A 22,427-nucleotide genomic window follows, 5' to 3' on the forward strand; every position below is an offset into this window, starting at 1 on the left:
CAACACCGGCGGCGGCACGAGCGGCGGCAACACCGGCGGCGGGACGAGCGGCGGCAACACCGGTGGCGGCACGAGCGGTGGCAACACCGGCGGCGGCACGAGCGGCGGCAACACCGGCGGCGGCACGGGCGATGGCAACACCGGCGGCGGCACGGGCGGCAACACCGGCGGCGGGACGGGCGATGGCAACACTGACGGCGGGATGGGCGACGGCAACACCGGTGGCGTCAAACGCGGCATCGAACAGAGTGTCGAGATCACTGCGGTCTCCTCCGACACAGGTGAATCGAGCAGCGACTTCGTCACCAGAGAGACGAATTTCGAGATCCGCGGCAAGGCGACCTTGGACTCCGGCGACACGGTGCAAATCCACCGAAGCGGCTGGACCGAATGGAAAAGCGTGAAGGTTGCGGACGACGGGACTTGGCACTTCGTGGATCAGGCTGCCGACGGCAGGTACACATATGAGGTGCGGGTGCTCGACCATGAGAACCACCTGATTGCCTCAGCCCGGGACCGCCAGGAGGTGGAAGTCGACACACAGGCGCCTTCGCAGACAGTCGAGGTCGTGACGGTGGACGGTCGTCCCGGGAGCGACGTTGGCTTCATCACCAATGAAGAGACGCCGGCCATAACGGGCAAGCTGTCATCCAGCCTCAAGCAAGGCGAGAGCCTGCAGATCAAGGTCGATGACGAGGTCAATGTGGAAGGCTGGAGTAACGTCGAGGCAGTCAACGGAGTGAACTGGTCGTATAACGTCGCCGATGATCTCACCGAAGGCGAGCACACCGTTCACCTGAGGGTGGTCGATAAGGCCGGCAATACAGGCAATGTCGTCGACACGGCAGTCGAAGTCGACACAACGCCGCCGCCGCTCGACGTGAGTTCGACCGACGATGGTAAAATCCACGTCGAATCGGAAGGCGGCACCCTGGTTATCTTCAAGCCCGTCAAGGGTTCCAATGGAGGCGGAGCGAGCGCCGGTGCGATCTCGTATACCGTGCCTGACAACGGGGTGCTTGAAATCCCGGCGAGCGGGCTGGCCAACCATGGCAAGACGTTCACTGTGTCGGCCGAAGACACTGCCGGTAATGAGAGCGAGAACAAGTCCTTGACCATTGCAATGGGTCCCTCCGGTTCGACGCACAAACCGAACGTGGAGGCCATCTTGCCCAACGAGATCAGCGGTAAAGGCGTTGCCGGCGATACGTTGCGGGCGATCAACGAGACCACCGGCCAAACCATCGGTACCGCAACCGTAGAGGACGATTATACGTTTTCGATCACGCCCGGCAGCGGCTCTATCTCGGGCGGCGACAATATCAGGGTCGAAGTGGTCGACTCCAACGGAACTCCGCTTGCTTCGAGCGATCCTCGGGCGGCTACGTCCGATCTCATATATACGTTTGACTATTCGACTTTTAGTGAGGCGACGATAACCAGCTTTGTCGGACACGAGATAACGAATACTGCCGGAGACAAGCTCACGGCCAACTTCGCCAGCCAAAAGGAAAGCAGAATATCCGGACCGATAGTCGATCGTAACGGTATTAAGCACTCTGAAGGATATGCGGGCAACGACGGCGCTCGAACGACGACCCTCGGCGACTTCAACGGTGACGGAATATCCGATATTTTGTTCGCCATCGACGGTTTCCACGATACGATCATAAATGTTTTTGCCGGAAAGCCCGACGGCGGCTTCGAGGCACGCGGAATCTCGACGGCCTTGAAGGTGGGAGCGTCGGGTCAGGACGCTTCGCAAGCGACCCTTACCGCGGATGTCGATAACGATGGCATCCTGGACTACGTGCATACGCATGACACGATTTTAGCGATGCAAATGGATGTATATCTGGGAAAGGGCGACGGAAGCTTCGAGGACGACCCCGTTACCCAAACTTTCAAGCATAACGCAACTGTCGGTTTGGACCTGGAAGGGCAATCGGACGACCAAAGCACCTTCCTGGCCGATATGGATGGGGATGGGAATGTCGACTATGTCTACGGTAAGAACGGGACGGATATAAGGGTCCTCCTTGGCAACGGCGATGGAACCTTCTCCAAGGCCCCAAAGGTAACCGATGAATATAAGAAGGTGGGATATAACGTAGACAAGGCAACATTTGTCGGCGACTTCAATGGAGATGGCATTGGCGACTATCTTTATGCGGAGCGTGTCGGCGAAGACACGCATATAGATGTCCTGCTCGGCTCGAGCAGTAGGCGGGGTGAGTTTGATCCGAAACCCATAAGCAGCACGCTGAAAGGAGACCGGGTCGGCATTGCGGAGTGGAATCTGGCCAATCTCGACCAATCCACCCATGTCTTCGACGTGAACGGAGACGGAAGGCTCGACTACGTGTTCATCCACGATGGGAACCCTACGAATATCGTACCCGACCGCAACAGCGAGGGCGTTTTGACCGCTTACCTTGCGGACGAACACGGCGAGTTCTCCGATGATCGCGTTATCGAAATGGATTTGCCGAAAGGAATGGCCGGCATGCAGGTCGGTTTCGAACTCGCCACGCCCCTCCTGGGCGCGCATGTCGCCTTTAAGACGTATGAAACGCAGGTAGGTACCGACGAGAGCGATACACTTAAAGGCGGCGACGGCGCGGATCGCCTGATCGGCCACGGTGGGAAAGACACAATTTCGGCCGGTGGCGGCGATGACCTGATCTTCGTGCCCGATCTGGAGTTCGGGAGCATCGACGGCGGGGCAGGCGTCGACAGGCTCGCGGTGACGGACCTCGAGGATCTTTCGGGCCTTGCCAAGGCGAACATATCCGGCGTGGAGATTCTCGACCTGACCGGCTCCGGCAAGAACACGCTGACGCTGGACCCAGGCCATGTGAAACAGCTGAGCAAGAATATCACCGGAATCCTGCGGATCGACGGCGATAGCGAAGATGTGGTCACCCTCCACGGCTTCCGCCACGAAAGCAAGCCGACCGAGACCCCGCCGAGTGGAGATACCGCCTACGAGCTTTACACGCAGGGTAATGCGCAGGTCTGGGTGGATACCGATATCACCCCGCTCTTCGCTTGAAGTAACACCGAAAGCCCTTGGGGGCCGGACGACCCTCCCACACGTCCCGAAAGCCCTTCCTGCGTTACAGCAGGGAGGGCTTTCTGTTAGGCGGCCCTCCAATCGGCTCACTCCGAAACCGCCTCTAAAGGTTTTTGGCGTATCGGTGATGCCGGGTTGGGATAGAGGTATCAGGCCGGGGCGGATGGAAAAGGGCATTTCACGAAGCGGTCGCGCGGGCTACCCCGCCGTTCCTCGTGCCGGCCCGGCGAGCCGGCACGCGCTTCTCCATTCAGCCCGGGAATTCCTTAAATACGCGGCCATTCGAACCAGTCTCGAAGCCGTTGCCCACTCCCGTGCACAGGCCCTGTTTCCCGCCCTTGGCGGACGTGGCGTCATCTTCACGCTGCATCACGTGAGGCCCGTTGAGGGCCCGCGTTTTGCTCCCAACGCCCATCTCTCCGTCACCCCGAATTTTTTGGCGCAAGCCATCGTCGCGGCACGCGAGTGCGGCCTCGTGCCCGTACACCTCCACGACCTGCCGGCGCTCTTGTCCGATCCGGCGGACAAGCGGAAGTTCGCTGCCTTCACGCTCGATGACGGATACCGCAACAACGCCGCGTTCGCCGCACCCGTCTTCCGCAAGTTCGATGTGCCCTATACGATTTTCCTCACCGCCGGCTTCGTTGAGCGCACGCGCACCATCTGGTGGGAGACGGCGGCCGCGCTCGTGGACAAGAGCGCGGGGTTGACCTTCGATTTCGGCAATGGCCCCGAAAAGGTCGCAACCACGACTGCCGCACAGAAGCGGGCCGCCTTTGCGCGGCTCGAGGCCTTCGTGGGGACGGTCGACGAGGATGAGGCGGTGGAGCGGATTGACCGCGCGTCCCGCGCCGCAGGTATCGAACCCGCTGCCATCGTTGACGAACTCGTCATGGACGAGGCCGATCTCCGCGCGCTTGGTAAGGATCCTCTTGCCCGTTTCGGCGCCCACACGCTCACACACGTCAACCTCCGGCGCGTCGGCAGCGAGCGGCTGCGCGAGGAGGTCGAGGCATCGGCGCGCGCCGTCGAAAGATATGTCGGCCGTCCCCCGCGTTCTTTTGCCTATCCCTATGGCCAGCCCTGGTCACTAGGCGAGCGCGAGATACGGGCGGTGGCAGAGGCGGGGTTCCCCCTCGCCGTGACGACGCAGCCCGGCGTTCTAAGGCCGGCCAGCCTCGAACGGCCGACGGCCTTGCCGCGCGTCTCACTGAACGGCCGCTTCCAGGCAAAACACCACGTCAAAGCGCTCGTTTCGGGCCTTCTGTTCAAGCTCACCCAGCGCTAGGCCTTCCCCCGCAGGTGGTGGCGACAGGCGCCGGTATTCCCTGAACTAAGCCCCGTGCCGCGCAATCACGTCGAGAAAGGCATCGCCGTAGCGCTCCAGCTTGGCCTCGCCGATGCCGGAGATGGCGGCGAGTTCCAACCGGTTGGCCGGGCGGGCGGTGGCCATTTCGATGAGCGTCCTGTCGTGGAAGATCACGTAGGGCGGCAAGCCCTGGTGGCGGGCGAGTTCGAGCCGCTTTTCGCGCAGCACCTCGAAAAGGGCGCGGGCGGCGGGCTCCATGTTGCTGGCGGCCTCGCGGCGCGCGGCTTTCTTGCTGGTCTTGATTGCGCGTCTCTGCTCGCGCAGCATCAGGGTCGGCTTTTCGCGCAGGAAGTCGCGGCCACGGTCTGAGATCGACAGGCCGCCGTGCCCGGCAAGATCGACGGAGACCAGCCCGTGGGCGACGAGCTGGCGCAGGATGGAGCGCCAGGTGCGCGCGTCGTGCTCCTTGCCGATACCGTAGGTGGATATACGGTCATGGCCGAAGCGGGTGATGCGCTCGTCCTCCTCGCCGAGCAGAACGGCGGCGATATAGGCTTGGCCGAAGCGCTCGCCGGTGCGGTAGATGCAGGACAGTGCCTTCTGCGCGGCAATCGTTCCGTCGAAAAGCTCGGGCGGAGCGGCGCAGTTGTCGCAATTGTTGCAGGGTTCGTGCGCGTCGCCGAAATAGTTGAGCAGCACCTGGCGGCGACACTGGCCGGTCTCGGTCAGGCCCAGAAGCGCGTCGAGCTTCTGCCGTTCCATGCGCTTGCGCTGTTCCGGCGCGTCCGATTCGTCGATGAAGCGGGTCCGCAGCGCGATGTCGTCATAGCCATAGAGCATCAGGGCATCCGCCGGCAGGCCATCGCGGCCGGCGCGGCCGGTCTCCTGGTAATAGGCCTCGATGCTGCCCGGCAGGTCGAGGTGGAGGACGAAGCGCACGTCGGGCTTGTCGATGCCCATGCCGAAGGCGATGGTGGCGACCATGACAACGCCCTCTTCGCGCTGGAAGCGCGTCTGGTTGGCATCGCGCACTGCCTTATCGAGGCCGGCGTGATAGGCAAGTGCGGTAAAGCCGCGCTCATTGAGGAAGGCGGCGGTTTCCTCGGTCTTGCGCTTGGAAAGGCAATAGATGATGCCGCTCTCGCCCCTGCGCCCCTCCAGGAAGGCGAGCATCTGCTTGCTCGGACCGTCCTTCTCGGCGATGGCGTAGCGGATATTGGGCCGGTCGAAGCCGGCGACGAAGCTGTTCTCCTCGCCGATCTTCAGATGACCGATGATCTCGGCGCGGGTGGGGGCGTCGGCGGTGGCCGTCAGCGCCATGCGCGGCGTGCCGGGAAAAAGCTCCGTCAGACAGTCGAGCTTGCGGTATTCGGGCCGGAAATCGTGCCCCCATTGGGAGAGGCAATGGGCCTCGTCTATGGCGATGAGCGACAGCGGCACCGGGCGCAGCCGCCCCAGCATTTCCGGCCTCAGGAGCGTTTCCGGCGCGACATAAAGGAGGTCGAGCGCACCTGTCTCGATGGCGCGCCAGATATCCGCACGCTCGTGGAAGGCGAGCGAGGAGTTGAGCGCGGCCGCCCTTACGCCGGCCTGGCAGAGGGCCGCCACCTGGTCGGCCATCAGCGCGATCAGCGGCGAGACGACGAGCCCCATTCCCTGCCGGCACAGTGCGGGGATCTGATAGCAGAGCGATTTTCCACCGCCCGTCGGCATCAGCACAAAGGCGTCGTTGCCGGCGATCACATGGGCGATAACCTCCGCCTGCCGCCCGCGAAACGCATCGTAGCCGTAAACGGTTTTCAGAAGGTGCAGGGGCTCGAGCGTCATTCAAATCGGGGTGTATAAGAGGGCTGTTCCGTCCTCATAACAGGCCCACCTTCATTTTGCACCCGGAGCGGACCTTTAAGACGTGAAACTCGGTGGGGAAGCCGCTATGTACCCGATTATCACCATTTCGGGATGGCGCGGCGACAACATCCCGACATGCCAACAGGAGGCGAATCTGATGAGCGAGGCACCCTCGCTGATGTTCAGCGAGACGGGAGAGGCGGCACAGGCGGTGGCAAGGCTCCTCTCGCGGGAAGACAAGACGTTCAAGGAACTCGGCCGGTTGATCGGCGAGCGCCGCCCCCCGGTCGTCACCGTGGCGGCGCGCGGCTCGTCCGACCACGCGGTGAGCTTCTTCAAATATCTGTTCGAGATCACGGCCGGCATTCCGGTCGCCTCCATCGGGCCTTCCGTCGCCTCGGTCTACCGGGCCTCCCTGCATCTGCCCGGCGGGTTGCACATCACCGTCTCGCAGTCGGGCGCAAGCCCCGACATCATCGCCCTGCAGGGCGAGGCAAAACGCGGCGGGGCGCTGACGGTGGCGGTCGTCAACGTCGCCGACAGCCCGCTGGCGCATGGCGCCGACGTCGTCTTGCCCATCCACGCGGGCGAGGAAAGGAGCGTGGCGGCGACCAAGAGCTTCATCGCCTCGGCCGCCGCTCTCGCCGCCGTGACGCAGGCCGCCACCGGGGACGCCGGCCTGGCTGCCGGCCTCGCGCGGCTGCCGGAGGCGCTGGCGGCCGCATGCGAAGCCGACCATGCGCCGGCCCTGCCCCTGCTCGCTGCGGCCGGTTCCCTCTACACGGCCGGGCGGGGACCGGGCTTTGCCATCGCGCTCGAGGCGGCGCTCAAGGCCAAGGAAACGGCAAAGCTGCACGCCGAGGCCTTTTCGCTGGCAGAGTTGATGCACGGCCCCATGCAACTCGTCGACGAGGGCTTTCCCATCCTAGCCTTCCTGCCGGAGGACGAGGCGCTTGCCTCCAGCATCCAAGCCGTGGACAGGCTTAGCGGGCTGGGCGCTGCGGTCGTCGCTTTCTCCTCGCGGGCGCTTGGGCCACGCACCATCGCCGTGCCGTCCACCGGGCACGGCCGGCTCGATCCGCTGGTGGCGCTCGTCGCCTATTACCGGCTGGTCGAGCGCCTGGCGCGGGAGCGGGGGCTCGACCCGGATGCCCCCGACAAGCTCAAGAAGGTGACGGAGACCATCTGATGGGCGATGCCACAATCGCCGGTGCGCGGCTGTTCGACGGCAAACGCTTCCACGACGGCCACGCGCTCGTTGTCGAGGAAGGGCGCGTGAAGGCGGTCGTACCGGAGGCGGAAATCGCCGGCCGCGACGATGTCACCTGGCTAGACGGCGGTATCCTGGCGCCAGGGTTCATTGATGTGCAGGTCAATGGCGGCGGCGGGCGGATGCTCAACAACGATCCTTCGCCGCAGACGATGGACACCATCGCCGCCGCGCATCGCCGCTACGGGACCACGGCCCTGTTGCCGACGCTGATCACCGACACGCGCGCTGTCACCGAGGCGGCGATCGCCAGTGCCATAGAGGCCTGCCGCACGGCTAAAGGCGTTGTCGGCCTGCATCTGGAAGGGCCGCATCTGGCGCCGGCGCGGCGCGGTGCGCATGTGGCCGAGCTGATGCGGCCGATGGAGGAGGCGGATGTCGAAACGCTCTGCCGCGCTGCCGAAGCGCTACCGGTTCTGCACGTCACGCTGGCCGCGGAGCAGGTGACGGCGGAGCAGGTGGAGCGGCTCGCCAAGGGCGGCGTCATCATCAGCCTCGGCCATACGAACTGCACGAGCGAAGAGGCGCGGCGCCTGTTCGACGCCGGCGTGCGCGGCGTCACCCATCTCTTCAACGCCATGAGCGGACTTTCCCACCGCACGCCGGGGTTGGTGGGTGCGGCGCTCGACGCCGGCGACGTGTGGTGCGGCATCATCGCCGACGGCCATCACGTCGACCCGCTGGCGCTCGGCGTGGCACTTCGCGCCAAGCGCGGGCCGGGGCGCCTCTACCACGTCACCGACGCCATGGCGCTGGTGGGCAGCGAGGCGGAGAGCTTTCAGCTCAACGGGCGCACGGTGCGGCGTGAGCCCGGGGCCGTGTGCTCGAAGCTTGTCCTTGAGGACGGAACGCTCGCCGGCTCCGATCTGGACATGGCCTCGGCCGTACGTTTCGGCGTCGAGATACTGGGCTTGCCGGTGGAAGAGTCGCTAAAAATGGCCGCCGCCTATCCGGCAACCTTCCTCGGCATCGATGGTGGGTACGGATTCCTGAAGCCCGGCGCGCGCGGCGACCTCGTGCATCTCGGCGACGACCTCTCTGTGCGTCGGGTGTGGCTGGCGGGCAGGCCGCAATAGGTTTTGTCTCAATTCCGGACGGAAAACTGGTTTCCACTTTTCCTGGAATTGCTCTGGGCCTGTTATTTCCGTCCCTGCCGGAAGAGCTGGTTCCAGAAGTCGTAGAAGGCGAGGCACAGCACGGCGCCCGTCACCACGAAGAGCGCCGTGCGCGGCACCGAGAAGACGAAGATGCCGAGATAGCCGGTCAGCGTTGCCAGGGCGACGAGGGCGACGATCCGGTCGAGCAGCATCGGTCTTCCTTTCCCCTATCGTCCGTATATCAACTGCGGCAGATAGTAGATGATCGCCGGCACGTTGTAGAGCACGACCATGGTGAGGAACACCATCGCCAGGTAGGGCATCGAGCCGGCGAAGATTTGCGTGAGCTGCACATGCGGCGGTGCGATTCCCTTCAGATAGTAGGCTGACATCGCCATCGGCGGCGTCAGGAACGAGGTCTGCAGGTTGAGCGCGATCAGTATGCCGAAGAACAGCGGATCGATGTCGAACAGCGGCAGGAGAGGCAGGAAGATCGGCACGAAGATGATGATGATCTCCGACCATTCCAGCGGCCAGCCGAGCAGGAAGATGATGAGCTGCGCCAGAAGCAGGAACTGCAGCGGCGTCAGGCTCAGCCCCTCGACGAACTCGCGCACAAGCTGCTCGCCGCCGAGATAGGAGAAGACTGAGGCGAAGACCCAGGAGCCGACGAACAGCCAGCAGACCATCGCCGTGGTGCGCACCGTCAGATAGACCGATTCCTGCAGGCGCTGCCACGTGAGTGCGCGGTAGGCGAGCGCCAGCAACAGCCCGCCCAGCGCGCCAACGGCGGCCGCCTCCGACGGCGTGGCGAAGCCGAGCAGGATCGCCCCCAGCACCACCGTGATGAGGGTGGCGAGCGGGAGGAAAGAGGTCAGCAGCAGCCAGGCGACCCTCAGGAGGCCGACATCCTCCATTTTCTCGGCCTGCGGCGCGAGCTTCGGCTGCAAGAGCGCGCGGCCGACGATATAGACGAGATACATGCCCGCCAGCAGGAAGCCCGGCAGCAGCGCACCGGCATAAAGCCGCACGATGGAGACGCCGGACGTCGCCGCGTAGACGATCAGCATGATGGAGGGCGGGATGAGGATGCCCAGCGTGCCGCCGGCGCAGATGACGCCGGAGGCGAAGCGCGTGTCGTAGCGGGCCTTCAGCATGGCCGGGAAAGCGAGAAGCCCCATCAGCGTGACGACGGCGCCGACGATGCCGGTGGCGGTGGCGAAGAGGGCGCAGGTGATAAGCGCGGCCACCGCCATCGAGCCGGGCAGCCGCCGTGTGGTCACGCTCAGCGTGTGGAACAGGCGGTCGACGATGTTGGCCCGCTCCACTAGGTAACCCATGAAGAGGAACAGCGGTACGGCGGTCAGAACGTCGTTCGCCATGACCGAGTAGGTCTGGTTGACGAAAAGGTCGAAGACCCGATTGTTGAAGAAGCCGCCGATCCAATGCTGGATCAGCGTCATTGTGTCGGCGTCCTCCTGCAGCGCACGCGTGTAGCGTATCCACATGCGGTCGGGGTCGAAATAGGCGTAATAGCCGAAGCCGATGCCCATGGCCATGAGCGTGAAGGCGATGGGAAAGCCTAAGAGGATGATGAAGATGAAGATGCCGAGCATGGCCACGGCGACTTGCGGGTCGGTCATGACCGCGGCTCCCTGGGCTCGATCACATCCACGGCCTCGCTGCCGTGGCGGAGTGCCTCGGCGCCCTCTTTCTGCAGTATCGTTTCAAGCTCCTCCACATCCTCCTTCTGGCGCGGCCACTCTCCGGTGCGGATGGTGATGATGCAGCGGAAGACCTGGGCGATGCCCTGGATGACCAGGAGGATGCCGGCGGCGATGATTATCGACTTGAACTGGTAGATCGGCACATTCGCCGGGCTCATGGTGCTGACTTCGAGATAGCGCCAGGAACGGCTGGCGTATCGCCAGCCGGAAAAGACCAGCGCCAGAATGCCGGGGAAGAAGAAGAGGAAGTAGAGCACGAGCTCCACCTTGGCCTGGGTCCTCGGCTTCCACAGGCGGTAGATGAAGTCGCCGCGCACATGGCCGTCGCGCGATAGCGTATAGGCGCCGGCCATCATGAACAGCGTGCCATACATGATGTAGGTGAGATCGAAGGCCCAGACGGTGGGCGCCCTGAACCAATAGCGTACGACGACCTCGTAGCTGACGGCGAGGGTCATCAGGACGACGCACCAGGCAAAGGCCTTGCCGAACCACGCGGAAACGGTGTCGGCAAAGTGGATGTATCGATGCATGGAAGTGCTCTACCCGCGGAAAGCGATGGTCACGGGGCGGGCGACACCGCCCCGTGACGACCCAACACCGGTCAGAAGTTTATCTTGTCCGGGAAGTAATGCTGGTAGGCCAGCTTGTAGTCCGGCGAATTCATCAGCGTGTAGAAGACCACGCGCTCGCACCATTGTTTCTGGCTCTCCACGACCTTGGCAAAGAACTCGTCCTCCATCAGGTCCGGCAGGATCTGGTCCCAGGCGTCGAGCTGCACCTGAAGCACGTCGTCCGGCGTGCGCCGCACATTGACGCCGTGTTCCGCCTGCAGCGCATCCAAATCCTTCGAATACTGGTCCATGGCGAGCGCGAAGTTCGCCAGGTGCACCGCCTCGACGCCGTGTTTGAGGATCGCCTGCAGGTCGGGATCGAGGCTTTCGAAGCGGTCGCGGTTGAAGATGAACTCGAAGGATTCGCTCGCCTGGTGGTAGGAGGAGAGCATGTAGTTCTTGGCCACGTCCTGCGAGCCGAAGCGCATGTCCGAGGTCGGGTTGTTGAACTCGAAAGCGTCGATGACGCCGCGCTCCATGGCCGGCACGATCTCGCCGCCCGGAAGCTGCGCCACGCTGGCGCCCATGGCCTGGAACAGGTCGGCGGCCAAGCCCACCGTGCGGTACTTCAGGCCCTGGATCTGGTCGGCACTCTCGATCGGCTCCTTGAACCAGCCGAGCGGCTGCGCCGGCATGCCGAAAGCGAAGAAGCCGACGACGTTGAGGCCCAGAACGTCCTGAACGAGCTCGCGGTAGAACTCGTCGCCACCGCCATGATACATCCAGGCGATCATCTGGTTGGCGTCGGCGCCGAACACCGGGCCCGTGCCGAACAGCGATGCCGCCTTGTTCTTGCCGTACCAGTAGACCGGCACGGTGTGGGCGGCGTCGATGACGCCGTCATGGCATGCGTCCTGAACCTGGAAAGCGCCGACCACGGCGCCCGCCGGCAGGAGATCGATCTTCAGGCGGCCGCCGGACATCACCTCGACGCGCTCGACATATTGCGCGGCCATGTCCTGGAAGATGTCGGAAGACGGCCAGGACGACTGCATCTTGAGCGTGATCGGAGACTGTGCGAGAACGGCTGGAGCGGCCAGAGAGCCGGCAGCCGCCGCCCCCGCGGCAGTGGTCGCCGTGCCGAGGAACTTACGGCGTGAAAGCGTCTTGTCACTCATCATATTCCTCCCTTTATTGGTGGCCCATTTTTGTTGTTATCGAGCATAGCTCATCAAGCCATCCTTCCAATCATGCAGGAAAAATAGGGCGGAGCGGAAGCGGCAACGGCCTTTATAATACTAAAGTCGTATAAGGCTGGCGCGGCGCCGGAAGGCACGATAGCCTGTCGCGCGCTTCCGGATTCAAGGTACTCGTCATGGTCTTCGTGCCCGATCTCGCCCTCATCCTGCAATTCGCTGCCGCCACTTTCGTGATCGCGGTCACCCCCGGTCCGGACATGACGCTGTTCGTCGGCCGCGCCCTTTCGCAGGGGCGGGCGGCGGGCTTTGCCTGCATGTTCGGCGCCATGACCGGCATCCTGGTGCACACGCTTCTGGTGGCGCTGGGGCTGTCGGCGCTGATCGTCGCCTCGCCGCAGGCCTTCCTTGCGTTGAAGATTTTCGGCGCCGGTTATCTCGTCTGGCTCGCCTGGCAGGCCATCCGCCACGGCTCCGCCTTCTCGCCGGAGATGAAGGCGGGTGCCGGGCGGTCGTTGTTCAAGAACTGGGCGACCGGCCTCGGCATCAACCTTTTGAACCCGAAGATCATCCTGTTCTTCATGACCTTCCTGCCGCAGTTCGTGTCGCCCAGCGACCCCCACGCCTCCTCGAAACTGCTCTTCCTCGGCCTGCTGTTCATTCCGCTCTCCCTACCGATCACCACCCCCATGGTGCTCGCCGCGGACGGATTTTCCAAGCTGCTCAGGAAGAGCCCGAAGGTGACGCGGGCGGTGGACTATCTGTTCGCCGGTGTGTTCTCCGCCTTCGCGGTGAAGATTTTGACGGCGCAGGCGCGGTAGTCCCTCCGCCCCGCCCAAACGGGGAGATGGCCGGCAGGTCAGAGGCGCGAAGGGGCGCGGCCTTGCCGCTATGGCCCTACTCGCCGTGCCCGGCGATCATCATGGCTTCCAGCTTCAGCCGCTCGGCCTTCTTCAGGCGCTCGGACTGCGACTTGAGCTGGCCGCAGGCCGCCAGGATGTCGCGGCCGCGCGGGGTGCGGATGGGCGAGGCGTAGCCGGCGCGGTTGACCATCTCGGCGAATTTCTCGATCTGCTCCCAGTCCGAGCACTCATAGGCGCTGCCGGGCCACGGGTTGAAGGGGATCAGATTGATCTTGGCCGGGATGCCCCTCAAGAGCCGCACCAGTGCGCGCGCGTCGTCGAGCGTATCGTTCACCCCCTTCAGCATCACATATTCGAAGGTGATGCGGCGGGCGTTCGACAGGCCGGGATAGGCGCGGCAGGCTTCCAGAAGCTCGTTGAGCGGGTACTTCTTGTTGATCGGCACCAGTTCGTCGCGCAGTTCGTCACGCACAGCGTGCAGGGAGATCGCCAGCATGACGCCGATCTCTTCGCCGGTGCGGTAGATCTCCGGCACCACGCCTGACGTCGACAGCGTGATGCGGCGCTTCGACAGCGACAGGCCATCGCCATCGGAGGCGATCAGAAGCGCCTGCTTCACGTTCTCGAAATTGTAGAGCGGCTCGCCCATGCCCATCATGACGATGTTCGTCACCTTGCGGCCTTCCGCCGGCACGATGGCGCCGTCCGGCGTGTCGGCATCGGGGAAGTCGCCCAGCCGGTCGCGGGCGACCAGCAACTGATCGAGGATCTCGCCCGGCGTCAGGTTGCGCACCATCTTCTGTGTGCCGGTGTGGCAGAAGGTGCAGGTGAGCGTGCAGCCGACCTGGGAGGAGATGCACAGCGTGCCGCGGCCTTCCTCGGGGATGTACACCGTCTCCACCTCGACCGGGCGGCCGGCGCCGCGCGGCGGGAAACGCAGGAGCCACTTGCGCGTGCCGTCCTGCGAAATTTGCTCCTCGACGATCTCCGGCCGGGCGATGGTGAAGGCTTCGTCGAGGGCCGCGCGCAGCTCCTTGGAGATGTTGAACATGCGCGAGAAGTCGGAAACGCCGCGCACGTAAAGCCAGTGCCAGAGCTGGCGCACGCGCATGCGGACCTGCCGCTCGGGCACGCCGACGGAGGCAAGGGCTTCGCCCAGCTCTTCGCGCAACAGGCCGATCAGCGGCTTCTTCTCCGCCTGTATCTCAGGACGCAGCCGCGTGCGGCTTTCAGTGGTCGATGTGTCGATTGTCAGGGTCATGGTGCATTCAAATGCGTTTCGGGCGGCGCTTTGGGCCGCCCGTTCATCTGGCGCGCTCATAGCATGACTTCGCCGCGCCGTCACTCTTTCTGGTTGGCTTCGCTGCCCCCCCAACCCCTCCCCGCAAGGGGAGGGGGATCATGTCGCGCTCGACCGGGCTTCCCTCCCCCTTGAGGGGAGGGATTGAGGGTGGGGTCAGGCGAAGCCGAACAAGAGTCCATCCACATGCGACAGCCCTCCTCACAGTGGGGAGGGAGGAGCACTCACAGATACAGCAACGACCGCCCGGCCTCGTTGAAGAGATGCAGCTTCGTCGGTTCGGCGGCCAGCGAAACCGTCTCTCCACGGCCGAACTTCTGCACGCCGGGCAGTTTCACGATCACCGGGTCGGGCACGTTCTCGACGTCGAGATAGACGTTCGTGACCTCGCCGAGGGACTCGACGATGTTCACCCGCCCGTCGAACAGGCCGCCGCCGTTGGAGGCGATGGTGAGGTCCTCCGGCCGCACGCCGAGGCGCACTTCCTGTCCGGCCATGTTCGCCGGCGAGGGGACGGGCAGGTCGGCCCGCGTCTTGCCGAGCCTGATGGTCGTCTTCTCGCCGGCCTTGTCGATCTTGGCGGGCTGGATGTTCATGGCCGGCGAGCCGATGAACTGGGCGACGAACAGGTTGGCCGGCTTCTCGTAGAGTTCGATAGGCGCGCCCACCTGCTCGATATTGCCGGCCGACAAGACGACGATGCGGTCGGCCAGCGTCATGGCCTCCACCTGATCGTGGGTGACGTAGATCATCGTGGAGTCGGGCATGGACTCCTTCAATTTGGCGATCTCGATCCGGGTCGCCACGCGGAGGGCGGCGTCAAGGTTCGACAGCGGCTCGTCGAAGAGGAAGACCTTCGGGTCGCGCACGATGGCGCGGCCGATGGCCACGCGCTGGCGCTGGCCGCCCGACAGCGCCTTGGGCAGGCGGTCGAGGTAGGGCGTGAGCTGCAGGATCTCGGCGGCCGCGTTCACGCGTTTCTCGATCTCGGCCTTCGGCGCCTTGGCGATCTTCATGCCGAAGGCCATGTTGTCGTAGACGCTCATATGCGGGTAGAGCGCGTAGGACTGGAACACCATGGCGATGCCGCGCTGGGAAGGCGGGATGTCGTTCACCCGCTCCTCGCCGATATACATGTCGCCGCCGGTGATCGATTCGAGCCCGGCGATCATGCGCAGGAGCGTGGACTTGCCGCAGCCGGACGGCCCGACGAAGACGACGAACTCCCCCGTCTTGATCTCCAGGTCGATGCCGTGGATGACCTTCGTCACTCCGTAGCTCTTCTTGATGTCCTTCATGAGAACGCCGGTCATTACTCTCCTCCCCGGTGATATGCCCTGGCCAACCGCAGGTTCAGCGTTTCTATCTCGTGGCTGCCGCCTTTGCCAATCGCCGCGTGCATGGCGTCAACCTCCCTTGACGGAGCCGGCAAGCAGCCCCCGGACGAGATAGCGCTGCAGCAGGAAGAAGACGGCGATGGGCACGACGATGGCGACGAAGGCCGAAGCGGTGAGGATCTCCCAATTGCCGCCGCGGGAGCCCAGAAGCTCGCGCAGCCTTCCCGTCATCACCAGCTGCTCCTCGTTGTTGCCGAGGAAGACCGTGGCCACCAGCAGGTCGTTCCACACCCACAGGAACTGGAAGATGGCGAAGGAGGCTAGCGCCGGGAACGACAGCGGCAGGACGATCTTCCTGAAAATCTCAAAGTCCGACGCGCCGTCCACCTTCGCGCTTTCGATGATTTCGCGCGGCAGGCCGGAGATGTAATTGCGCAGGAGATAGATGGCGAGCGGCAGGCCGAAGCCCGTGTGCGCCAGCCAGATGCCGATATAGGACTTGCCGATGCCGACGCCATTGTAGAGCCTAAGCAGCGGGATGAGCGACATCTGCAGCGGCACCACCAGAAGGCCGACCACGACCGCCAGAAGCAGCGCGCGCCCCGGAAACTGCATCCAGGAGAGCGCGTAGGCCGCGTAAGCCGCAATGAGAATGGGGATCACGGTCGCTGGAATAGTGACGGTGAGCGTGTTGATGAAGCTCTGGCCGATGCCTTCGGAGAACAGCACCGTCCTGTAGTTCGCCAAGGTGAACTTCGGAGCCTCCAGGGCGGTGACGAAAATCCTTTCGCCACGCGTGTCGTCCGGCTGTTCCGAGTAGGTGACGACATAGTCGCCGTTCTCCTCCACGGTGGCCGTGCCGCCACCGCGCATCTCCGCAACCTCGCCGGGCTTGAACTCCGACGGCCGCTGGATGGAGGTGCCGAAGGCGCTTATGCGGCCCGATCCGCTTTCGAAAACGTTGCCGCGCAGCACCCAGTTGGCGCCTTCGCGCGCGGCCTCCGCCGGCGGTGCGGTGCGCGCGGCGATGCTCTGCTCGGAGGGGAAAAGCGCCGTCCACCAGCCGCTTACGGCAAGCTGGTCCTTGTCGCGCAAGGAGGAAACGAGGATGCCGAAGGTGGGGACCGTCCAGATCACGACGAGCAGGAGGACGGCGAGGTTGACTGCCCAGGTAAGCGCGGGGCGCTGGCCGACTGCCGTGCTCATCGCATGTCCTTTCGTGCTTCGCGTATGTTCCAGATCATGATCGGCACCACCAGCACCATGATGACCAGGGCGATGGTGGACGAGCGGCCGAAGTCGAGCCCGCGGAACATCCAGTCGAACATGTAGTTGGCCAGCACCTGGCTGCCCCACTGGCCGTTCGTCATGGCCAGGACGATGTCGAAGACCTTCAAGACCAGGATGGTGATGGTGGTCCACACCACGGCGATGGTGCCCCAGATCTGCGGCACCTTGATCTTGTAGAAGATCTGGAAGGGGGAGGCGCCGTCGATGATTGCCGCTTCGATGGTCTCTTCGGGAATGCCGCGGAGCGCGGCCGACAGGATGACCATGGCGAAGCCGGTCTGGATCCAGATCAGCACCACCATCAGGAAGAAGTTGTTCCAGAAAGGCACGGTGATCCAGGCCTGCGGCGCGCCGCCGAAGGTGGTGACGATGGCGTTCAACGCGCCGATCTGGTCGGTGCCCTCAGCGCGGTAGTCGTAAATGAATTTCCAGATGACGCTGGCGCCGATGAAGGAGATCGCCATCGGCATGAAGATCAGGCTCTTGGCGATGTTGCCCCAGGAGATACGGTCGGTCAGCGCTGCGGCGATGAGGCCGAAGAAGGTGGCCGCCGCGGGCACCACGATGAGCCACAGCAGGTTGTTGCGCATGCTTTCGCGGAAGCCGCCGTCGCGCGCCAGCCACTCGTAGTTCGATGTGCCGACCCAGCCCTGCCCGGTGGGGCCGTGGAAGCTCAGCCAGATGGAGTTGAAGACCGGATAGACCAGATAGATGCTCAGGATGACGATCGCCGGCCCGAGGAAGAGCCAGGGGCGGATGGCGTTGGCCTTGGTCACGTTGGCGCCGATGTTGGCGCCGGAGGCGGGGTAGATCGTGTCGAGAAGACGGTTGGAACCCCAGAAATAGCCGAAGCAGGCGGCCACGCCGAGGACCATGACGGCCACGGCTCCGATCAATTTGTATGCCGGCAGGATGAGGCTGATGAGCGCGTAGGCGCCAACGGCGAAAACCACGCTGACGATGATGCCCGCCGCCATGATGAAGAGGGTCAGGAGCGCCGTCGTCAGGAGCGACCCCAAATCCGATGCGGCTGCCGATGGCCCCGCCGTCGTCGATACTGCCACTTTCGGCCCTCCGGCTGGAGCGGACGCTTCGTCTCCCTGCCGCGAGGTCCGCTCTCGCTTTTCTTATAGAGGAAGCCGGTGCGGCGGTCCGTCTTCCCCGATGAATTTTGTCGCGGGCGGGGCGCCTGGCAATGGCGCCCCATCCCGTCTGCCACCCGCGCGGCTACTTGATGGCATCCCACTCCCTCTGGATGTCTGCTCCGACTTCCTCGGCGGACTTGCCGCCGACATAGTCGACCATGCCGGTCCAGAACGCGCCGGCACCGATGCGGCCGGGCATCAGGTCCGAGCCGTCGAAGCGGAAGGTGGTCGCATTTGTCAGGATCTCGCCCTGCTTCTTCAGAGGCTCATTGGCGTAAGCCTCGGGATTGGCGTCCGTGTACGGCGTCAGGAACCCGGACTGCGCCATCCACAATTCGTGGGCGATCGGCGTCTTCAGGAACTCGATGAAGGCGCGCGCCGGCTCCGAGTCGGAGGTGATGGCAAAGAGCGTGCCGGCGCCGAGGACCGGCCTGCCCAAATCCTTCTCTTCATAAGGCGGGAGGTAGAAGAAGTCGGCGTCGACGCCGAGTTCCGTACCCTCCGGGAAGAAGCTGGGAATGAAGGAAGCCTGATGGTGCAGGTAGCATTTCGGCGGGAACGAGAAGAGACCGTTCGGGCTGTCGCGGAAGTCGGTGGAGGCGACGGCCTCGGCGCCACCGTCAACGAAGTCATCGTTCCTGGCGAACCAGCCGAACTCCTCGATGGCTGCGACGACACGCTCATCGTCGAACGGGATCTCGTTGGACACCCACTGGTCGTAGACCTCCGGCGGCTGCGTGCGCAGCATCATGTCCTCGACCCAGTCGGTCGCCGGCCAACCCGTGGCGCCGCCGGAGCCGAGGCCGATGCACCAGGGCGTGCCGCCGTCGGCGACGATCTGCTCGGTCAGCGCCTTCAGATCCTCCATGGTCTCCGGCACTTCATAGCCGGCATCCTCGAAGTTCTCCGGCACGTACCAGACGAGCGACTTCACATCGATCTTGTAGGGAAAGGCGAAGAGTTGGGGCTCGCCGTCCTCACCGGGATAGGTGCTGAGATTGACCCAGGACTGGCCGGCGGCGTAGTTTTCCTGCAGCCAGTCGGCATTCTCCTCGCCGAGCGGCGTCAGATGGCCCTGCGCCGCCAGGTTGGCGGCGAGGCCGGGCTGCGGGAACACCGCCACGTTCGGCGCGCTCCCCGCCTGGGCGTCGATGACGATCTGCTGCTCGAAGGAGTCGGAGCCGGAATAGGCCACATCGGCGCCTGTCGCCTCCTCGAAATAGGCGGTGATGGATTCGATCAGGTCCTTGTCGGGGCCAAGCCATGGCCCGAAAAGGGTCATCCGCTGGCCCGACAGGTCATATTCGGCGGCGTAATCGTCGAAACTCTGCCAGTTGAAGCGGTCGTCCTCGCCCGGTGCGAATTTGAGCTCCTGCGCTGCGGCGGCGCTGCACGAAAGCGCCAGCGCGCAGGCGCCGACAACGGTCCATCTCTTCATCGTCTCCTCCACAAGCCGCCTTTGCCTCCAAAGGCTCGATAAATTCATATGTGCCGGGCGGGCGTCGACGCGCCGCCGCTTGGTGGCATTACGCCCAAAACTCAAAGCGCTTTGGGACGTCTAGCATTGAGCCTCGATTGAGCCGAGTCAAGACGGTCGATAAAGCGAGGTGCCATCTCCCTCTTTTGCCCATGGTATTGCGGGCTTTTTGCGCTGCGGTGTTAGTGTGGGCATGACACAGGCTTGATTTGAAAACCGGTATGCGAAATATTCCCAAAGCGCTTTGAGGAGGAGATGCCGCGGCGGGCAATATGCGGGAAACGGTCAATCTGCGTAGACTTTCGGAGGTTCTGGGTCTTTCACAGACCACGGTTTCGCGCGCCCTTAACGGGTTTCCCGAAGTCAACGAGCGGACGCGTGCGCGGGTGGTGGAGGCGGCGCGGCGGCTCAATTACCGGCCCAGCGCGAGCGCTGCGAGCCTCGCCACGGGCAAGGCCTGCGCCATAGGCCATGTGGTGCCCCTGGCCGAGCACATGATGATAAACCCGCATTTCTCCGACTTCCTGGCTGGTGCGGGCGAGGTCTATGCGCAGTTCGGCTACGAAATGCTCTTGCGCGTGGTTGCGCAGGCCGAAGAGGCCGACGTCTATCGCGATTTCGCCAGCCGCAGCCGTGTCGACGGCGTCGTCGTGCACGGGCCGCTGACGAACGACCCGCGCATTCCACTCCTCAAATCGCTGGGGCTGCCCTTCGTCGTGCACGGACGTTGCGACGATGGCGCCGGCGACTACTCCTGGCTCGACGTCAACAACCGGCGCGCCTTCTGCCGCGCGACGGGCTTTTTGGCCGACCTGGGCCACCGCCGCATCGCTCTGATCAATGGGCTGGAGGCGATGAACTTCGCCAGCCGGCGCCGACAGGGTTACGAGTCCGTCCTTGTCGAGCGGGGGCTGGATCAGGATCCGTCTCTCATCTTCAGCGAGGATATGGTGGAGCCTTACGGTTACCGGGTGGCGCGGCAGATGTTCTCCTCGCCGCGCCCGCCGACGGCCATTCTCGTCTCCAGCGTGCTGCCGGCCATGGGCGTGGTGCGGGCGCTGGCCGAATTCGGCATCAGGCCCGGCGCAGACGTCTCCATCATCGCCTTCGACGACTGTCTTTCCTTTCTGCAGATGGCGAGCGAGGGCAAGGCGCGGGACGTGCCCTTCCTCACCGCCATGCGCTCCTCCATCCGGGAAGCCGGACGGCGGGTCGCCGAAATGCTTCTGGAGCAGATCGCCGCGCCCGACGGTGGCCGGCGGCACGAATTGTGGGAGGCCGAACTGGTCATTGGCGAGACCACCGCGCCCCGCCCAGTGGAGCAAACGCCCCTTCCGGCCGCAGCCAAAAGCTGATAACGCCCCGCAGATAGCCCAGTAGATCCAATCCGAACTTGTGAAGGGAAAACATCATGGCCGAATGCCAAGCCGCCAGGGATGTAATCGATTACACGCGCTCGGACTTCCCACCGGACTTCCAGTTCGGCGTTGCCGCCTCGAGCTACCAGATCGAAGGGTCGAGCTTCGGCGGCTGCGGCGCCTCGCATTGGGACACCTTCGCCGCCACGCCGGGCAACACCGCGCGCGGCGAGGACGGCTCGGTCGCTTGCGATCACTACCATCGCTGGCCGCAGGATCTCGACCTCGTCAGCGGTGCCGGCCTCGACTGCTACCGCTTCTCCATCTCCTGGGCGCGCGTACTGCCCGAGGGGACCGGAAAGCCGAACGCCGAAGGCCTCGATTTCTACGACCGCTTGGTGGACGGCATGCTCGAGCGCGGCATCAAGCCCTTCGCCACGCTCTACCACTGGGACCTGCCTGCACCGCTCGCCGATCTCGGCGGTTGGCGCAACCGCGACATCGCCTCCTGGTTCGCCGACTATACCGAGGTGGTGGGGCAGCGCCTCGGCGACCGGTTGGCGGCCACCGCGCCCATCAACGAGCCATGGCGCGTGGCCTGGCTCAGCCATTTCATGGGCCATCACGCACCGGGCCTGCGTGACATACGCGCCACCGCGCGCGCCATGCATCACGTGCTTCTGGCGCACGGCCGTTCGATTGAGGCCATGCGCGCGCTGGGCATGAGGAATCTCGGGCTGGTCACCAATTTCGAATACGCCGCGCCCGCCGACGACAGCGCGGAAGCGAAGGCGGCCGCGCATCTCTACGACGGCATCTACAATCGCTGGTTCCTCGACGGCGTGTTCAAGAAGGCCTACCCGTCGGAGGTCCTGGCCGGCCTCGGTCCGCACATGCCGGAGGGCTATGAGGATGATTTCGATGTGATCGCCACGCCCGTCGACTGGGTCGGCATCAACTATTACACGCGCAAGCTGATCGCCCCCGACGGCACGAGCCAGTTCCCGGCGCTGAAGGAGGTGGAAGGCCCGCTGCCGAAGACGCTGATGGATTGGGAGATCTATCCCGAAGGTCTCGCCTTCTTCATGCGTCGCGTGCACCAGGACTACGCCAAGGGCCTGCCGATCTACGTCACCGAAAACGGCATGGCCTCGCCCGACCGCCTTGCGGGCGGCAAGGCCGACGACCCGGACCGCATCGCGTTCCTCAACCGCCACCTTGCGGAGGTGCGCCGCGCCATAGACGAAGGCATCCCGATCAAGGGCTATATCGTTTGGTCGCTACTCGACAACTACGAATGGGCGCTCGGCTACGAGAAGCGCTTCGGCCTCGTGCATGTGGACTTCGAAACGCTGGCGCGCACGCCGAAGGCATCGTGGCACACGTTGAAGAGGGCGCTGGCGGTGGGCTGAGGAGGGCAGGGGCCACCCTTTTTTCTCACAAATTGTTGCCCTTCGCGCCCCCCTCTGTCCTGCCGGACATCTCCCCCACACGGGCAGGGCTATCGCATATGAGTAAAGAGCTCATGGAAGAAGTCTCTATTCCAGTTTGCGCGGCGCATTTTACTGGCGATTGGCTTG

At 64.1% G+C, this 22,427-nt stretch carries 17 protein-coding genes; 7 read left to right on the forward strand and 10 right to left on the reverse strand.

Annotated elements, in window-relative coordinates:
- Both GM910_RS27460 and GM910_RS24415 read left to right on the forward strand, forming a co-directional pair.
- The coding region (locus GM910_RS27460; RefSeq protein WP_246226334.1) for an Ig-like domain-containing protein at positions 1-3,055 on the forward strand (3,055 nt) is incomplete at its 5' end.
- Between the two features lie 184 nt (positions 3,056-3,239).
- Positions 3,240-4,364, forward strand: coding sequence for a polysaccharide deacetylase family protein (locus GM910_RS24415; protein WP_159592864.1), 1,125 nt, complete (start codon positions 3,240-3,242; stop codon positions 4,362-4,364).
- Positions 4,365-4,409: 45 nt separating this feature from the next.
- Here the strand turns inward: GM910_RS24415 and recQ are convergent, their stop codons facing one another.
- Positions 4,410-6,212 carry a DNA helicase RecQ gene (recQ, locus tag GM910_RS24420; RefSeq protein ID WP_159592867.1) on the reverse strand — a complete coding sequence of 601 codons (1,803 nt, stop codon included), beginning with the start codon at positions 6,210-6,212 and terminating at the stop codon, positions 4,410-4,412.
- A 178-nt stretch (positions 6,213-6,390) separates the two neighbouring features.
- Between recQ and GM910_RS24425 the strand changes: the two genes are divergently transcribed.
- Positions 6,391-7,422, forward strand: coding sequence for an SIS domain-containing protein (locus GM910_RS24425; RefSeq protein ID WP_159592870.1), 1,032 nt, complete (start codon positions 6,391-6,393; stop codon positions 7,420-7,422).
- Positions 7,419-8,579, forward strand: a complete 1,161-nt coding sequence (nagA, locus tag GM910_RS24430) for an N-acetylglucosamine-6-phosphate deacetylase (RefSeq protein ID WP_159592905.1) — start codon at positions 7,419-7,421, stop codon at positions 8,577-8,579. The genes GM910_RS24425 and nagA overlap by 4 nt, the downstream gene beginning before the upstream one ends.
- A gap of 62 nt (positions 8,580-8,641) precedes the next feature.
- Here the strand turns inward: nagA and GM910_RS24435 are convergent, their stop codons facing one another.
- From GM910_RS24435 to GM910_RS24450, 4 genes are all read right to left on the reverse strand, one after another.
- Positions 8,642-8,812 (reverse strand): hypothetical protein, encoded by a 171-nt coding sequence (locus GM910_RS24435; protein ID WP_159592873.1) that lies wholly within the window; start codon positions 8,810-8,812, stop codon positions 8,642-8,644.
- 15 nt (positions 8,813-8,827) lie between these two features.
- Positions 8,828-10,243, reverse strand: a complete 1,416-nt coding sequence (locus GM910_RS24440; protein ID WP_159592875.1) for a TRAP transporter large permease — start codon at positions 10,241-10,243, stop codon at positions 8,828-8,830.
- Complete coding sequence (locus tag GM910_RS24445; protein WP_159592878.1) at positions 10,240-10,860, reverse strand: TRAP transporter small permease subunit; 621 nt, start codon at positions 10,858-10,860, stop codon at positions 10,240-10,242. The genes GM910_RS24440 and GM910_RS24445 overlap by 4 nt, the downstream gene beginning before the upstream one ends.
- Positions 10,861-10,931: 71 nt before the next feature.
- Complete coding sequence (locus tag GM910_RS24450; protein ID WP_159592881.1) at positions 10,932-12,059, reverse strand: TRAP transporter substrate-binding protein; 1,128 nt, start codon at positions 12,057-12,059, stop codon at positions 10,932-10,934.
- Positions 12,060-12,256: 197 nt separating this feature from the next.
- Here GM910_RS24450 and GM910_RS24455 point away from each other — a divergent pair, with 197 nt between their 5' ends.
- Positions 12,257-12,898, forward strand: coding sequence for a LysE family translocator (locus GM910_RS24455; protein ID WP_159592884.1), 642 nt, complete (start codon positions 12,257-12,259; stop codon positions 12,896-12,898).
- Between the two features lie 76 nt (positions 12,899-12,974).
- On the opposite strand, the gene rlmN is transcribed toward GM910_RS24455, so the two are convergent.
- The 5 genes from rlmN to GM910_RS24480 all read right to left on the reverse strand — a co-directional run bounded on the left by rlmN (position 12,975) and on the right by GM910_RS24480 (position 19,450).
- Entirely contained in the window at positions 12,975-14,201 is a 1,227-nt protein-coding gene (gene rlmN, locus GM910_RS24460) for a dual-specificity RNA methyltransferase RlmN (protein WP_159592887.1), read from the reverse strand.
- A 263-nt stretch (positions 14,202-14,464) separates the two neighbouring features.
- Positions 14,465-15,553, reverse strand: coding sequence for an ABC transporter ATP-binding protein (locus tag GM910_RS24465; protein ID WP_159592890.1), 1,089 nt, complete (start codon positions 15,551-15,553; stop codon positions 14,465-14,467).
- Positions 15,554-15,646: 93 nt separating this feature from the next.
- Positions 15,647-16,783 (reverse strand): carbohydrate ABC transporter permease, encoded by a 1,137-nt coding sequence (locus GM910_RS24470; protein ID WP_159592893.1) that lies wholly within the window; start codon positions 16,781-16,783, stop codon positions 15,647-15,649.
- Entirely contained in the window at positions 16,780-17,742 is a 963-nt protein-coding gene (locus tag GM910_RS24475; RefSeq protein WP_246226335.1) for a carbohydrate ABC transporter permease, read from the reverse strand. Before GM910_RS24475 ends, GM910_RS24470 begins: the two co-directional genes overlap by 4 nt.
- Before the next feature lie 352 nt (positions 17,743-18,094).
- Positions 18,095-19,450 (reverse strand): ABC transporter substrate-binding protein, encoded by a 1,356-nt coding sequence (locus GM910_RS24480; RefSeq protein ID WP_159592896.1) that lies wholly within the window; start codon positions 19,448-19,450, stop codon positions 18,095-18,097.
- Between the two features lie 311 nt (positions 19,451-19,761).
- On the opposite strand from GM910_RS24480, the gene GM910_RS24485 reads away from it, so the two are divergent.
- Positions 19,762-20,844, forward strand: coding sequence for a substrate-binding domain-containing protein (locus tag GM910_RS24485; protein WP_159592899.1), 1,083 nt, complete (start codon positions 19,762-19,764; stop codon positions 20,842-20,844).
- A gap of 56 nt (positions 20,845-20,900) precedes the next feature.
- Positions 20,901-22,259: a GH1 family beta-glucosidase gene (locus GM910_RS24490; RefSeq protein ID WP_159592902.1), complete on the forward strand. Its 1,359-nt coding sequence runs from the start codon at positions 20,901-20,903 to the stop codon at positions 22,257-22,259.
- Positions 22,260-22,427: the final 168 nt, after the last annotated feature.

The sequence above is a fragment of the Chelativorans xinjiangensis genome, from assembly GCF_009812055.1.
Lineage (GTDB): Bacteria > Pseudomonadota > Alphaproteobacteria > Rhizobiales > Rhizobiaceae > Chelativorans > Chelativorans xinjiangense.